The organism is Streptomyces sp. MK37H (genome assembly GCF_018035285.1).
Taxonomy (GTDB): Bacteria; Actinomycetota; Actinomycetes; order Streptomycetales; family Streptomycetaceae; genus Streptomyces; species Streptomyces endocoffeicus.
This window is the reverse complement of sequence record NZ_JAAAYH010000025.1, coordinates 1-14205: the sequence shown is the minus strand read 5'-3', so window position 1 is coordinate 14205 and position 14205 is coordinate 1. Positions and strand designations below refer to the sequence as shown.

The following is a 14205-nucleotide window of genomic DNA, read 5'->3' as shown; positions in this document are numbered from 1 at the left end:
GGAATACCGTTGAGGAAACGTGATCAGTGGCTGGCAGCTCCCCTCGGGGCGGGACTGGCCGCCGCCCTGCTCACCGGCTGCGGCAGTGAGGACGGGGACGCGGCGGGCACCGGCGAGCACGTGGTCATGGGGATGTCGGACGAGGTGCTCGCCACCGACCCGGCGTCGGGCTACGACCCCGGCTCCTGGCTGCTGTTCAACAACGTCTTCCAGTCGCTGCTGAGCTTCCCGAAGGGCAGCACCACACCGCAGCCCGAGGCGGCGGAGAAGTGCTCCTTCAAGGACAACACCAGCCGGGTCTACTCCTGCACGCTGAAGAACGGCCTGACGTTCACAAGCGGCCATCCGCTCACCTCCGAGGACGTCAAGTACTCCTTCGAGCGCACCAAGCGGATCAATGACCCCAACGGCCCGGCGCTCATGCTCACCTCCATCGGGAGCATCGACACCCCGGACAAGCGGACCGTCGTCTTCCATCTGAAGGACTCCGACGCGACCTTCCCCCAGAAGATCGCCTCCGGCGCCGGCTCCATCGTGGACCACGAGGAGTACCCGGCCGACAGGCTGCGCACGGACCACAAGGCCGTCGGCTCCGGCGTCTACAAGCTGGACTCCTTCACCAAGGGCGAGGCGGACTTCTCCGTCAACGGCCGCTACCAGGGGCCCGCCAAGCCGAAGAACTCCGGGCTGACCCTGAAGTTCTTCCACGGCGCGCAGGCGCGGCTGAAGTCCGCCGTGCAGAAGGGCGATGTGGACCTCGCCTACCGCGGGCTGGCCATGCGCGACCTCGCCGACCTCCAGGCGCAGAGCCTCGGCGGCGGCAAGAGCCTGAACGTGGTCGAGGGCACCGGCGCCGAGGTCCAGCACCTGGTCTTCAACATGAAGGACCCGGTGGCGGGCAAGCTCGGGGCGCGCAAGGCCATGGCGTACCTCATCGACCGCTCCACCCTGGTGCGGGACGTCTACAAGCGCACCGCCGAACCGCTGTACTCGGTGGTCCCGGCCGGTATCACCGGCCACAACACCGCCTTCTACGACAAGTACGGCGACCGCCCGCAGCCCGAGAAGGCCAAGCAGGCGCTGCGGGACGAGGGGATCACCGGCAAGGTCAAGCTGACCCTGTGGGGCACCCCGATCCGCTACGGCCCCGGCACCGTCCCGGGGCTGCGCCGGATCGCCGAGCAGCTCAACGCCAGCGGGCTGTTCGACGTCGATGTGAAGAGCGCGGACGTCGCCACGTACGAGAAGGGCGTCGCCGGCGGCAAGTACGGCGTCTATGTGAAGGGCTGGGTGCCCGACTACCCGGACCCGGACAACTTCGTCGCGCCGTTCTTCGGCGCCGGCAATGTCCTGGCCAACCACTACACGTCGCCGCGGCTGACCGCGCAGCTGATCCCCGCCACCGCCGAGCAGCCCAGCCGCGAGGCCACGGTCGGCGACTTCCAGCGGATCCAGGACATCATCGCCGACGAGGTGCCGATGCTTCCGCTGTGGCAGGGCAAGCAGTACGCGGTGGCTCAGGGCGACATCACCGGGCTGCAGTGGACCCTCGACTCCTCGACGGTCTTCCGCTTCTGGGAGATCGGCAAGTCGTCCGACGGCTGACGGACCGACGGGGACGACCGGCCGATCGGCCGGTCGTCGTTCCGCCCGAGCCGCCCCGGTGACGCCTACTGCGCGCCGGGGCGGACCAGCCCGCTCTCGTAGGCGTAGACCGCGGCCTGCACCCGGTCGCGCAGCCCCAGCTTGGTGAGCACATGGCCCACATGCGTCTTGACCGTGGTCTCGCTGACGAACAGATCGGCGGCGATCTCCGCGTTGGACAGCCCCCGGGCCACCAGCTTCAGCACCTCGACCTCGCGCTCGGTCAGCGTGTGCAGGGTGTCCGGCACCGGCTCCTCGCCCGACGGCAGATGCCCGGCGTACTTGTCCAGCAGCCTGCGGGTGATGCTGGGCGCCAGCATCGCCTCGCCCGCCGCCACCACGCGGATGGCCTGCACCAGCTCGGTGGCGGGCGCGTCCTTCAGCAGGAAGCCGCTGGCCCCGGCGCGCAGCGCCTCCACCACGTACTCGTCCAGGTCGAAGGTGGTCAGCACCAGCACCTTGGCCGGGCCGTCCCGCCCCGGACCGGTGATCTGACGGGTCGCCTCCACGCCGTCCATCCGCGGCATCCGGATGTCCATCAGGACCACATCGGGCTGCAGCGCCCGCACCTGATCGAGGGCCTGCAGACCGTCCCCGGCCTCACCGACGACCGCCAGATCCTGCTCCGCCTCCAGGATCATCCGGAAGCCGGTGCGCAGCAGCGGTTGATCATCGACCAGTAGGACGCGGATCGCCACGGGAACTCCTTCTCCTAGACCGCGTCCATTCTGCCCGCCCGTCTCCCACCCCCACCCTCAGGGGGCGCTACGCGGCAGGCTCAATTCTGAGCCGGGACCACCGCCAGCGGATACGGCGGCGGCGTACCCCCGAATTCCGGACAGTGTGCCTGGTGGTCGCACCAGCCGCAGAGCCTGGTCTGCCGGGGCACGAAGGCACCGGTCTCCGTGGCCAGCCGGATCGCCTCCCACAGGGCCAGCACCTTGCGCTCCACGGCCCGCAGATCCCGCTCCTCCGGGTCGTACGTCAGCACATCCCCGCTGCCCAGATAGACCAGCTGGAGCCGCCGCGGGATCACCCCGCGCAGCCGCCACAGCACCAGGGCGTAGAACTTCATCTGGAACAGGGCCTCACCCGCGTACTGCGGCGCGGGGGCCTTGCCCGTCTTGTAGTCCACGATCCGCACATCGCCGGTGGGAGCGATGTCGATCCGGTCGATGATTCCACGGAGCCTCAGCCCGGACTCGAGCTCCGTCTCCACGAACAGCTCGCGCTCCGCCGGCTCCAGACGGGTCGGATCCTCCAGCGAGAACCACTGCTCCACCAGCGTCTGGGCCCCCGTCAGCCACTCGGCCAGCCGGTCCGGCGCCGGAGCGCCGTCCTCCTCCTGGAACAGCTCCGCCAGCTCCGGCTTGGCCGCCAGCAGCCGCTCCCACTCGCCCGGCACCATCGACCGGGCCCGCGGCGCGGTGCGGTCGGCGGCCGGGGCGTCGAAGAGCCGCTCCAGCACCGCGTGGACCACCGTGCCGCGGGTGGCCGCCGCGCTGGGCTTCTCCGGCAGTTTGTCGATCACTCGGAAGCGGTACAGCAACGGGCACCGCATGAAATCGGCCGCCCGTGAGGGTGACAACGAGGCGGCGGGGCCGGACTTCGGTGGCCCGTCGGAGGGTTCGGCCTTCCCGGTGGTGGTTCCCGTGGTGGTTCCCATGGCGAAGACCCTACGACCCGCCACCGACAGCCGGACGCATACCATCGACGTTCGAGCCCCCGGCACTGCATGATCGTGGGGACCGTATCAAAAAGAGGGGTGCGACCGAGCATCCGACGAGGGGACACCGTGGACAACAGCGGGCAGCGGCAGTCCGACAACGGGGAATCGGACCGCGCGACCGAGCCCGAGGGTGGCAAGCAGCCGCGCCCACGCGACGTGGGCGGCGGCTTTCTCATGGGCCGGCCCTTCGGCGTGCCCGTGTACGTCTCGCCCAGCTGGTTCCTGGTCGCCGCCCTCATCACCTGGGTCTTCGGCGGCCAGCTCGACCGGGTGCTGCCCGAGCTCGGCGCCGCCCGCTATCTGGTCTCGCTCTTCTTCGCGGTGGCCTTCTACGCCTCGGTGCTGGTGCACGAGCTCGCCCACACCGTGGCCGCGCTCCGCTTCAAGCTGCCGGTGCGCCGGATCCAGCTGCAGTTCTTCGGCGGGGTCTCGGAGATCGAGAAGGAGACCGAGACCCCCGGCCGGGAGTTCGTGCTCGCCTTCGTCGGCCCGCTGCTCTCCCTGGTCCTGTCAGGCGTGTTCTACCTCGGCATGATGGTGGTGGAGCCCGGCACGGTGCCCGGGGTGCTGCTCGCCGGGCTGATGATCTCCAACCTCATCGTGGCCGCGTTCAACCTGCTGCCCGGACTGCCGCTGGACGGTGGGCGGATGCTGCGCGCCGTCGTCTGGAAGATCAGCGGCAGGCCCATGACCGGCACCGTCGCCGCCGCCTGGAGCGGCCGCGCGCTCGCCGTCGCGGTGCTGGTCGGACTGCCGCTGCTCACCCAGGCGGGCGGGCTGGGCGAGGAGCCCAAGAGCTTCGGCAGCGTCGACTCGCTCACGGACGCGCTGCTGGCCGCCATACTCGCCGCGATCATCTGGACCGGCGCGGGCAACAGCCTGCGGATGGCCCGGCTGAGGGAGCGGCTGCCGGGCCTGCGCGCCCGTACGCTCACCCGGCGCGCCGTCCCCGTGGCGGCCGACACCCCGCTCTCCGAGGCGCTGCGCCGGGCGAACGAGGCCGGGGCCCGGGCCCTGGTCGTGGTGGACGGCCACGGCGCCCCGACCGCCGTGGTGCGCGAGGCGGCCATCGTGGGCGTCCCCGAGCACCGCCGCCCCTGGGTCGCGGTCAGCGGTCTCGCCCAGGATCTCAAGGACGGTATGCGGGTCTCCGCCGAGCTCACCGGCGAGGAGCTGCTGGACACCCTGCGCGCCACCCCCGCCACCGAGTACCTGGTGGTCGAGGAGACCGGCGAGGTCTACGGGGTGCTCTCCACGGCCGATGTCGAGCGCGCCTTCGTGGCGGCCATGGCCAGGACCCCCTCGGGCCCCTCCTGAGGCCCCGGGAGTGGTCAGGGCACGGCGAAGTGCCCGGTAGGCTGTTCACATGTCCGAACCGACCGGTGCCGCCCGCCGTCGCGGGCCCTTCCAGGTCGGGGACCAGGTCCAGCTCACCGACCCCAAGGGACGCCACTACACCTTCACGCTCGAGTCCGGGAAGAACTTCCACACCCACAAGGGATCCTTCCCCCATGACGAGCTGATCGGCGCCCCCGAGGGAACCGTCGTGCGCACCACGGGAAACGTCGCGTATCTCGCGCTGCGCCCCCTGCTCCCCGACTATGTCCTGTCCATGCCACGCGGTGCCGCCGTGGTCTACCCCAAGGACGCGGGGCAGATCCTGGCGATGGCCGACATCTTCCCCGGCGCACGTGTCGTCGAGGCGGGCGTCGGCTCCGGCTCGCTCTCGACCTTCCTGCTGCGGGCCATCGGCGACCAGGGCATGCTGCACTCCTACGAGCGCCGGGCCGACTTCGCCGAGATCGCCGCCCAGAACGTCGAGCGCTACTTCGGCGCCCCGCACCCCGCCTGGCGGCTCACCGTCGGCGACCTCCAGGACAACCTCAGCGACACCGACGTGGACCGCGTGATCCTGGACATGCTCGCCCCCTGGGAGTGCCTGGAGCCGGTGTCCAAGGCGCTCGTCCCCGGCGGCATCCTGTGCGCGTACGTCGCCACCACCACCCAGCTCGCCCGCACCGTGGAGGCCATCCGCGAGCACGGCACCTTCAACGAGCCGTCGGCCTGGGAGACCATGGTGCGCACCTGGCACGTGGAGGGCCTTGCGGTACGGCCCGACCACCGCATGATCGGCCACACCGGCTTCCTGCTCACCGCCCGCCGGCTCGCGGACGGTGTGGAGCCCCCGATGCGCCGCCGCAGGCCCGCCAAGGGCGCCTACGGCGAGGACTACGTGGGCTGGGGCACCGCCAAGGACACCGGCACTGCCAAGGACACCGGTGCTGCCAAGGACACCGGCACGGCCAAGGACACCGGTGCCACGGACGCCCCAGGAGGCGACAGGCGCCCCTCCGGCGGCCAGGACGCCCCCTCCGGCGACGCCTGACGGCCGTCCGGGACCCGTCCGGCGGCCACCTGAGGCCCGTCCGACGGAAACCGGCGCCACAACGACTCGGCGCGGCCACCGAATTCCCCGTGTGAGGGCGGTGGCCGCGCCCCTGTGAGATGTGGCACGATGCGGGTCATCTCCCGCCTCAGCCCCTCACATGGAGTCATCCCGCGTGCAGCCTCTGGGCCCGGATCTCGCGCACACCCAACCCCGTCCGGTGCACTGGGTGGCGACCGCGGCCGCCGTGGCCGCCGTCATCGCCGGAGGGTCGTTCTTCCAGCCCTCGGACGCCAAGGCCACCACGTCCACCACGTCCACCACCGCCTCCGCGCCGGGCACCGGGAGGCTTCCGGCTGCCAAGGCCCCCGACCCCCGCGCCGCGGACTATCCGATGAACTGCGGACGAGCCCGGCCCGACGTCGTCGACCGGGGCTCTGCGGACCTGGACGGGGACGGACGGCCCGAGACCGTCGCCGTGGTGCGCTGCCAGACCGCTTTCGGTACCCCGCCCAGCGGCGTCTATGTGCTCTCCCAGCCGACCGGCCAGGCGGGCGCCGCGCCCCGTGTGGTGGCCACCTTCGTGGATCCGAAGGAAGGGATGAGCATCAGCGATTTCGCGGTGCGCGGAAAGACGGTTTCGGCCACGTTGCTGGGATACTCGTCGGCCAAGGTCCCGCGGTGTTGTCCGGATCTGCAGCGCAAGGTCAACTGGCACTGGCGGGACGGAAAGTTCGTACTGAAGGCGCTGCCGGTCCCGGGGAGTGTGTGAGCGGTTACTCACGGTGTGTCACTCCGCGTCGGGTCCGTAGACCTCGACCCGGTCCGTGACGCGACGTACATGGATGCAGTCGCCGGGGCACTCCTTGGCGGAATCCCTGACCTCGGTGAGCAGGGCCAGGGGGACCGCGGTGGTCGCGCCCTTCTCCTGCAACAGCTCATCGTCGGCGCTCTTGACGTAAGCTAGACCGTCGATGTCGAGTTCGAAGACCTCGGGAGCGTACTGGGCGCAGATGCCGTCCCCGGTGCACAGATCCTGGTCGATCCAGACCTCAAGACCGCCGAGCTCCTCGTTCCGCACAGTGTGCCCCCTCCTGTTCCTTCGATACGCCATTCAACATTGTCTAAATATCGCCAACCCTGACGGGTGTTGACCGTGTCGACGATACAACCGCTCGCTTTCCGATGTTGTTGGGTGGGTATTCACCTGGCGTGAGGGAGTGCGCAAGGGTGAAGATCGGACACACGCCGACCGGGTTTGTGATCTAGGGGTTTCAACCCGCACCGGCCCAGGTAGGGTCAGGAAGCGTCCAGCTCCCCTTGGAGGAGGTGAGGACCGTGGCAGCCCACGACGACGACATCAACCGCGGCATCCGGCCGGGGCGGGGGTCTGACGACCCTGCCGGCCAGGTTGCCTATCTCGAGCAGGAAATCGCCGTCCTGCGCCGCAAGCTCGCCGACTCTCCGCGTCATACGAGGATTCTCGAAGAGCGGATCGTCGAGCTGCAGACCAATCTGGCGGGAGTCTCCGCACAGAACGAGCGGCTCGCGAACACACTCCGTGAGGCCCGCGACCAGATCGTGGCCCTCAAGGAGGAGGTCGACCGGCTCGCACAGCCGCCGGCCGGTTTCGGAGCCTTTCTGCAGGCGAACGAGGACGGTACGGCGGACATCTTTACCGGAGGCCGTAAACTCCGGGTGAATGTCAGCCCAAGCGTCGAGCTCGACGACCTCAGGCGCGGCCAGGAGGTCATGCTCAACGAGGCGCTCAATGTGGTCGAGGCCATGGAGTTCGAGCGCGCCGGGGACATCGTCACCCTCAAGGAAGTCCTTGAGGACGGCGAGCGCGCCCTGGTGATCGGGCACACCGACGAGGAGCGGGTGGTGCGGCTGGCGGAGCCGCTGCTGAGCACCACCATCCGGCCCGGTGACGCCCTGCTGCTCGAGCCCCGGTCCGGCTATGTCTACGAGGTGGTACCGAAGAGCGAGGTCGAGGAGCTCGTCCTCGAAGAGGTGCCGGACATCGACTACAACAAGATCGGCGGTCTGGGAAACCAGATCGAGCTGATCCGCGACGCGGTCGAGCTCCCGTATCTCTACCCCGACCTCTTCAAGGAGCACGAACTGCGGCCGCCCAAGGGTGTGCTGCTGTACGGCCCGCCCGGTTGCGGTAAGACGCTGATCGCCAAGGCCGTGGCCAACTCCCTTGCCAAGAAGGTCGCCGAGGTGACCGGCAAGCCCGCGGGGAAGAGCTTCTTCCTCAACATCAAGGGTCCCGAGCTGCTCAACAAGTACGTCGGTGAGACGGAGCGGCACATCCGGCTGGTCTTCCAGCGGGCTCGGGAGAAGGCCAGCGAGGGCACGCCCGTCATCGTCTTCTTCGACGAGATGGACTCCCTCTTCCGCACCCGTGGCTCCGGGGTCAGCTCGGACGTGGAGAACACCATCGTCCCCCAGCTGCTCTCCGAGATCGACGGTGTGGAGGGCCTGGAGAACGTGATCGTCATCGGTGCCTCCAACCGCGAGGACATGATCGACCCTGCGATCCTGCGCCCCGGCCGTCTCGATGTGAAGATCAAGATCGAGCGTCCGGACGCCGAGGCCGCCAAGGACATCTTCTCGAAGTACCTGACGGAGTCCCTGCCGATCCACGGCGACGACCTCTCCGAGCACGGCGGGTCGCCGAAGGCCGCGATCGGCGGGATGATCCAGTCGGTGGTCGAGCAGATGTACACCGAGTCCGAGGAGAACCGCTTCCTGGAGGTCACCTACGCCAATGGCGACAAGGAAGTCCTCTACTTCAAGGACTTCAACTCCGGCGCCATGATCCAGAACATTGTGGACCGCGCCAAGAAGATGGCGATCAAGGATTTCCTGGACCACAACCAGAAGGGCCTTCGCGTCTCCCATCTGCTCGCCGCCTGCGTGGACGAGTTCAAGGAGAACGAGGACCTGCCCAACACCACGAACCCGGACGACTGGGCCCGGATCTCCGGTAAGAAGGGCGAGCGGATCGTCTACATCCGCACCCTGGTCACCGGCAAGCAGGGCGCGGACACCGGACGCTCCATCGACACGGTGGCGAACACCGGTCAGTACCTGTAACACCGCGGTCCGGCTGCGGATGTCCTGGACGGGGCATCCGCAGCCGGATGCGCTTTTCGGACCGCATTCTTCGTATGAGTCCTACGAGCCCGACCGGAGCAATGACTGTAATGATCTCCGCAGCACCGCTTGGCCGTTCTAGGCTCTTCGGTACCGCAGTATCGCGGCACGGTGGATCGGGGGCCGCAGATGGACCGGGAGCGCAGCGGTACTTGAGCGCCGATCCCAGCCGGGGGCGGCGCCGGGCAAGGAGGGCCGCATGACCGTACGGCGCGTAATGGGAATCGAGACGGAGTACGGGATCTCCGTCCCGGGGCACCCGAACGCCAATGCCATGCTCACCTCATCCCAGGTCGTCAACGCCTACGCGGCGGCGATGCACCGGGCGCGCCGCGCCCGCTGGGACTTCGAGGAGGAGAACCCGCTGCGGGACGCCCGCGGATTCGACCTCGCACGCGAGTCCGCCGACACCAGCCAGCTCACGGACGAGGACATCGGCCTGGCCAATGTGATCCTCACCAATGGCGCGCGGCTCTATGTGGACCATGCCCACCCCGAGTACTCCGCCCCCGAGGTCACCAACCCCCGGGACGCGGTGCTCTGGGACAAGGCCGGCGAGCGCATCATGGCCGAGGCCGCGGTGCGCGCCGCCGAGCTGCCCGGCGGCCAGCCCATCCACCTCTACAAGAACAACACCGACAACAAGGGCGCCTCCTACGGCACGCATGAGAACTACCTGATGAAGCGGGAGACCGCCTTCTCGGACATCGTGCGCCACCTGACGCCCTTCTTCGTCTCCCGCCAGGTCGTCACGGGCGCGGGGCGCGTCGGCGTCGGCCAGGACGGCCATGAGCACGGCTTCCAGATCAGCCAGCGGGCGGACTACTTCGAGGTCGAGGTCGGCCTGGAGACCACGCTCAAGCGCCCGATCATCAACACCCGCGACGAGCCGCACGCCGACGCCGAGAAGTACCGCCGACTCCACGTGATCATCGGCGACGCCAACCTCTCCGAGCTGTCGACGTACCTCAAGCTGGGCACCACCGCCCTGGTGCTGTCGATGATCGAGGACGGCTTTATCGCCGTGGACCTCGCGGTGGACCAGCCGGTGCGCACCCTGCACCAGGTCTCGCACGACCCGACGCTGCGCCGTCTCGTCACGCTGCGCAGCGGCCGTACGCTCACCGCGGTGCAGCTCCAGATGGAGTACTTCGAGCTCGCCCGCAAGTACGTCGAGGACCGCTACGGGGCGGACGCCGACGAGCAGACCCGGGACGTCCTGGCCCGCTGGGAGGACGTGCTGAACCGGCTGGAGCGCGACCCCATGAGCCTGTCCGGCGAGCTGGACTGGATCGCCAAGCGGGAGCTGCTCGAGGGCTACCGCCGCCGCGACGCCCTGGAGTGGGACGCGGCCCGGCTCCATCTGGTGGACCTGCAGTACGCCGACGTACGCCCGGACAAGGGCCTGTACAACCGGCTGGTGGCCCGCGGCAAGATGAAGCGGCTGCTGGACGACCAGGACATCGCACGCGCCCAGAACAAGCCCCCGGAGGACACCCGCGCCTACTTCCGCGGCCGCTGCCTTGAGCAGTACGCGGACGACGTGGCCGCGGCCTCCTGGGACTCGGTGATCTTCGACCTGCCGGGCCGTGACTCTCTGCAACGGGTTCCCACCCTGGAGCCGCTGCGCGGCACCCGCAACCACGTCAAGGAGTTGCTGGACCGCTGCCGCACGGCCGAGGACCTGGTCCGGGTGCTGTCCGGAGGCTGAAATGCCCTTGGGCCGGGAATCATCGAGGTGGCCTCTGTGCGTTGTAGCGAGTGGGAGGCCGATGTCGGACCCTGCTTGTAGGGTCTGATCTTGAGACCGATCGAATCAGCGGGCGAACCGAGCGGGGTGAGGGAAATGGCGACCAAGGACACCGGCGGCGGTCAGCAGAAGGCGTCGCGCTCGACCGAAGAGGTCGAGGAGCAGGCGCAGGACGCACAGGCCGCGGAGGACCTCAAGGAGCGGCAGGAGAAGCTCTCGGACGACGTCGACTCCGTGCTGGACGAGATCGACGACGTGCTCGAGGAGAACGCGGAGGACTTCGTGAGGTCTTTCGTCCAGAAGGGCGGGCAGTAAGGCGCGTCTTCTCCGTCCTGCGTCCCCGCGGTGGGGACGCAGGACGGATGACTTCCATGGCCAGGGGTATGGTCCGTGCATCATTTCAAGATCTGGTGGAAGGAAACGTGTGGAAGCCAACACTCGTAGCACAGGGCGTCTGCCGGCTGCCTTCCTGACGCCCGGCTCCTCGTCGTTCATGGACTTCCTGGGCGAGCACTCGCCCGAGCTGCTTCCGGGGAACCGTCCGCTGCCCCCGGTGCAGGGCGCCATCGAGGCCCCCCACGGCACCACCATCGTGGCGGTGACCTTCTCCGGCGGCGTCGTGCTCGCCGGTGACCGCCGCGCCACCATGGGCAATGTCATCGCGCAGCGTGACATCGAGAAGGTCTTCCCCGCCGATGAGTTCTCGGCGGTCGGGATCGCGGGGACCGCCGGTATCGCGGTGGAGATGGTCAAGCTCTTCCAGCTGGAGCTGGAGCACTTCGAGAAGGTCGAGGGCACCGTGCTCTCGCTCGAGGGCAAGGCGAACAGGCTGTCGACCATGATCCGCGGCAACCTCGGCATGGCGATGCAGGGCCTTGCCGTGGTCCCGCTCTTCGCGGGGTGGGACGTCGACCGGGGGAAGGGCCGAATCTTCTCCTACGACGTGACCGGGGGGCGTTCGGAGGAGCGCGGCTTCGCCGCCACCGGCTCGGGCTCGATGTTCGCCCGGGGCGCGCTCAAGAAGCTCTATCGCGAGGATTCGACCGAGGAGCAGGCCGCCACGGCCGTGCTCCAGGCGCTCTATGACGCCGCCGACGATGATTCGGCCACCGGAGGGCCGGATCTCGCCCGCCGCATTTATCCGATCGTCACCTCCCTCACCGAGGACGGTTTCAAGAGGTTCAGCGAGGACGAGGTGTCCGAACTCGCCCGCGCCATCCATGAACGGCGCCTCGAAGAGCCGGACGGCCCCCGCGCCGCCCTGCTCTGATCAGGACGGTCCAACCGGAATGCATTCGCCAATGACAGAAGGGACGGACAGCCGGTGACGACGCCGTTCTATGTTTCTCCTCAGCAGGCTATGGCCGACCGCGCGGAATACGCCCGTAAGGGCATCGCGCGCGGCCGCAGCGTGGTCGTGCTGCAGTACGCCGACGGCATCGTCTTCGTTGCGGAGAACCCGTCCCGCGCGCTGCACAAGGTCAGCGAGATCTATGACCGGATCGCCTTCGCGGCGGTCGGTAAGTACAACGAATTCGAGAATCTACGCATCGGCGGTGTCCGTTACGCCGATCTGCGTGGCTATACCTATGACCGCGAGGATGTCACGGCCCGCGGGCTGGCGAATGTCTACGCCCAGACCCTGGGCACGATCTTCTCCAGCGCCGCCGAGAAGCCGTACGAGGTCGAGCTGATCGTCGCCGAGGTCGGGGAGGGCCCCGAGGACGACCAGATCTACCGGCTTCCGCACGACGGCTCCATCGTGGACGAGCACGGCTCGGTCGCCGTCGGTGGCAACGCCGACCAGATCAGCAGCTACCTCGACCAGCGCCACCGGGACGGTATGACCCTGGCCGAGGCCCTCAAGCTGGCCGTCGACTCGCTCTCCCGTGACAACAACGGCGGGGAGCGCAGCCTCACCGCCGAGCAGCTGGAGGTCGCGGTCCTGGACCGCACCCGCCCCCAGAAGCGCAAGTTCAAGCGCGTCCTGGGCGGCCAGCTCTCCCGGCTCCTGGAGCCCGGAGAGGGCGGATCCGACGCGGAGGCGCCGGCCGAGTCCTCGGAGGAGTCCTCCTCGGAGTCCGAGGACTGACCCACCCGCCGCCGTTTCGTCTCATCGCCACCGCCGCCCCGGGCCACCGGGGCGGCGGTGGGCGTTATGGGGCCGCGAGAGGCACATGCGGGCCACTCACGGCCGGTGCGCGGCGGGCGCGCACAACCCGGCCCGGCGGGGCGTGGCCGGTGGGGCGCGGCGCCCGGTGCGCGGTGGCCTCAACTGGGCCGCACGGCCGACCTGGTCCCCGCGCGGGCGCACACCTGGTCCCCGCGCGGGCGCACACCTGGCCCGGCCGGTCCGCCGGGCGCCCGGCGGACCGGCGGGGAGTGTCCCGGGGCGGGGCGTCGCCGGTCGGGCGCGGCGCCCCGGCGTGCGGTCGTGCCTGAAGCGGGCCGCGGGGCCGGTCCGGCCCGCGACGGTGCACGGCGGTGGTCCCGACGCCGGGTCAGGACGGCGGGGGAGGGGCCGTGGAGCCCCGGGGGATCAGGTCGACGGGGAGCATGGTGTCTTGGGGCGTCCCGCCGTCCAGGAGCGTCATCAGGGCCCGCATACCGGCCGCGCCCACCGCCTCCGCCGGCAGCCGGACCGTGGTCAGCTCCGGCTCCACCGCCGTGGCCAGGGCCAGATCGTCGAAGCCGGTCACCGAGATGTCGTCCGGGATCCGCAGCCCCAGCCGCCGGGCCGCCTTGCAGGCGCCCGCGGCCAGGATGTCGTCGTCGCAGACGAGCGCGGTCGGCCGGGGCCCGGGGCGGGCCAGGACGCGCTCGGCGGCCCGGCGGCCCTCCTCGACGCTCAACCCCGCCGGTTCGGCGCTCAGCGCGGCGCCTGGCACCCCGTCCACCGCCTCCGCCAGTGCCCGGGCGCGGACCCGGAAGGTCCAGGAGCCCACCGCCGCCGCGAGATGGGCCACCCGGCGGTGTCCGAGCCCCAGCAGATGCTCCGCCACCTGCCGCGCTCCGTCCGCGATGTCGAGGTTCACCGTGGCCGTCGCGGCAGGGTCGTCCGGGTCGCTGTCGAGCATCACCAGCGGCAGTCCGCCGCCGCGCACCGCGACCAGCGCGTCGGCCGCCATGGAGGAGGCGATCACCCCGTCCAGGGAGGCGCGCGCCGAGTCGAACGGGTCCCGGGCCGGGCCCACACCCTCGGGGGACGGATAGAGCACCACCCCGAAGCCGTGGTCGGCGGCGACCCGCTCGGCGCCGGTGTAGACGCGGGCGAAGAACTCGGTCGTGAGGGCGGGCACCACCAGCAGCACGGTCCTGGTGCGGCCCAGGCGGAGGCTGCGGGCCGCGAGATTGGGGCGGTAGCCGAGATCCCGCGCGGCGGCGCGCACGGTCTCCACGGTGCGCTCGGAGACCCGTCCGGGCCACTTCTCCCCGAGCACCAGGGACACGGTCGCCTGGGACACGCCCGCCGCGCGCGCCACGTCCCGGCTCGTCGCCCGTCCCGCCGCGGGCCGTCCCGCGGGCGCCCCG

The 14205-nt window shown here is 69.9% G+C and carries 13 protein-coding genes; 9 read left to right on the top strand and 4 right to left on the bottom strand.

What is annotated here, in order from left to right; translation table 11 throughout:
• Positions 1-9 precede the first annotated feature (9 nt).
• Positions 10-1605: an ABC transporter substrate-binding protein gene (locus tag GWI24_RS06325; protein WP_210944913.1), complete on the top strand. Its 1596-nt coding sequence runs from the start codon at positions 10-12 to the stop codon at positions 1603-1605.
• Positions 1606-1670: 65 nt separating this feature from the next.
• On the opposite strand, the gene GWI24_RS06320 is transcribed toward GWI24_RS06325, so the two are convergent.
• Together GWI24_RS06320 and GWI24_RS06315 are read right to left on the bottom strand one after the other, a co-directional pair.
• Positions 1671-2342, bottom strand: a complete 672-nt coding sequence (locus tag GWI24_RS06320) for a response regulator transcription factor (protein WP_009719179.1) — start codon at positions 2340-2342, stop codon at positions 1671-1673.
• Positions 2343-2422: 80 nt separating this feature from the next.
• Positions 2423-3355, bottom strand: coding sequence for a RecB family exonuclease (locus tag GWI24_RS06315; RefSeq protein ID WP_210944936.1), 933 nt, complete (start codon positions 3353-3355; stop codon positions 2423-2425).
• Positions 3356-3439: 84 nt separating this feature from the next.
• Between GWI24_RS06315 and GWI24_RS06310 the strand changes: the two genes are divergently transcribed.
• The 3 genes from GWI24_RS06310 (at position 3440) to GWI24_RS06300 (ending at position 6531) form a co-directional block, all read left to right on the top strand.
• Positions 3440-4690 (top strand): site-2 protease family protein, encoded by a 1251-nt coding sequence (locus GWI24_RS06310; protein WP_210944937.1) that lies wholly within the window; start codon positions 3440-3442, stop codon positions 4688-4690.
• 49 nt (positions 4691-4739) lie between these two features.
• Positions 4740-5759, top strand: coding sequence for a tRNA (adenine-N1)-methyltransferase (locus GWI24_RS06305; RefSeq protein WP_210944912.1), 1020 nt, complete (start codon positions 4740-4742; stop codon positions 5757-5759).
• 175 nt (positions 5760-5934) lie between these two features.
• Complete coding sequence (locus GWI24_RS06300; RefSeq protein WP_308343521.1) at positions 5935-6531, top strand: hypothetical protein; 597 nt, start codon at positions 5935-5937, stop codon at positions 6529-6531.
• 18 nt (positions 6532-6549) lie between these two features.
• Here the strand turns inward: GWI24_RS06300 and GWI24_RS06295 are convergent, their stop codons facing one another.
• Entirely contained in the window at positions 6550-6873 is a 324-nt protein-coding gene (locus GWI24_RS06295) for a ferredoxin (RefSeq protein WP_210944910.1), read from the bottom strand.
• 224 nt (positions 6874-7097) lie between these two features.
• Here GWI24_RS06295 and arc point away from each other — a divergent pair, with 224 nt between their 5' ends.
• From arc to prcA, 5 genes are all read left to right on the top strand, one after another.
• Positions 7098-8864 carry a proteasome ATPase gene (gene arc / locus GWI24_RS06290; protein WP_121824000.1) on the top strand — a complete coding sequence of 589 codons (1767 nt, stop codon included), beginning with the start codon at positions 7098-7100 and terminating at the stop codon, positions 8862-8864.
• Between the two features lie 259 nt (positions 8865-9123).
• Positions 9124-10635 carry a depupylase/deamidase Dop gene (dop, locus tag GWI24_RS06285; protein ID WP_210944909.1) on the top strand — a complete coding sequence of 504 codons (1512 nt, stop codon included), beginning with the start codon at positions 9124-9126 and terminating at the stop codon, positions 10633-10635.
• A 135-nt stretch (positions 10636-10770) separates the two neighbouring features.
• Positions 10771-10989, top strand: a complete 219-nt coding sequence (locus GWI24_RS06280) for a ubiquitin-like protein Pup (protein ID WP_059148607.1) — start codon at positions 10771-10773, stop codon at positions 10987-10989.
• A gap of 109 nt (positions 10990-11098) precedes the next feature.
• On the top strand, positions 11099-11944 hold the full coding sequence (gene prcB / locus GWI24_RS06275; RefSeq protein ID WP_210944908.1) for a proteasome subunit beta: 846 nt from the start codon (positions 11099-11101) through the stop codon (positions 11942-11944).
• 54 nt (positions 11945-11998) lie between these two features.
• A complete protein-coding gene (prcA, locus tag GWI24_RS06270; RefSeq protein WP_210944907.1) occupies positions 11999-12766 on the top strand; it encodes a proteasome subunit alpha in 768 nt (255 codons plus the stop codon).
• 409 nt (positions 12767-13175) lie between these two features.
• Here prcA and GWI24_RS06265 read toward each other — a convergent pair.
• Positions 13176-14205, bottom strand: a 1030-nt coding sequence (locus GWI24_RS06265) for a LacI family DNA-binding transcriptional regulator (RefSeq protein WP_247615966.1), incomplete at its 5' end; no start/stop codon positions are given.

What these genes read in the sequence shown, in the direction of transcription:
- GWI24_RS06315 (WP_210944936.1), bottom strand. Translation starts at nt 3,355, where the DNA reads ATGGTATGCGTCCGGCTGTCGGTGGCGGGTCGTAGGGTCTTCGCCATG.
- GWI24_RS06305 (WP_210944912.1), top strand. Translation starts at nt 4,740, where the DNA reads ATGTCCGAACCGACCGGTGCCGCCCGCCGTCGCGGGCCCTTCCAGGTC.
- GWI24_RS06295 (WP_210944910.1), bottom strand. Translation starts at nt 6,873, where the DNA reads ATGGCGTATCGAAGGAACAGGAGGGGGCACACTGTGCGGAACGAGGAG.
- dop (WP_210944909.1), top strand. Translation starts at nt 9,124, where the DNA reads ATGACCGTACGGCGCGTAATGGGAATCGAGACGGAGTACGGGATCTCC.
- GWI24_RS06280 (WP_059148607.1), top strand. Translation starts at nt 10,771, where the DNA reads ATGGCGACCAAGGACACCGGCGGCGGTCAGCAGAAGGCGTCGCGCTCG.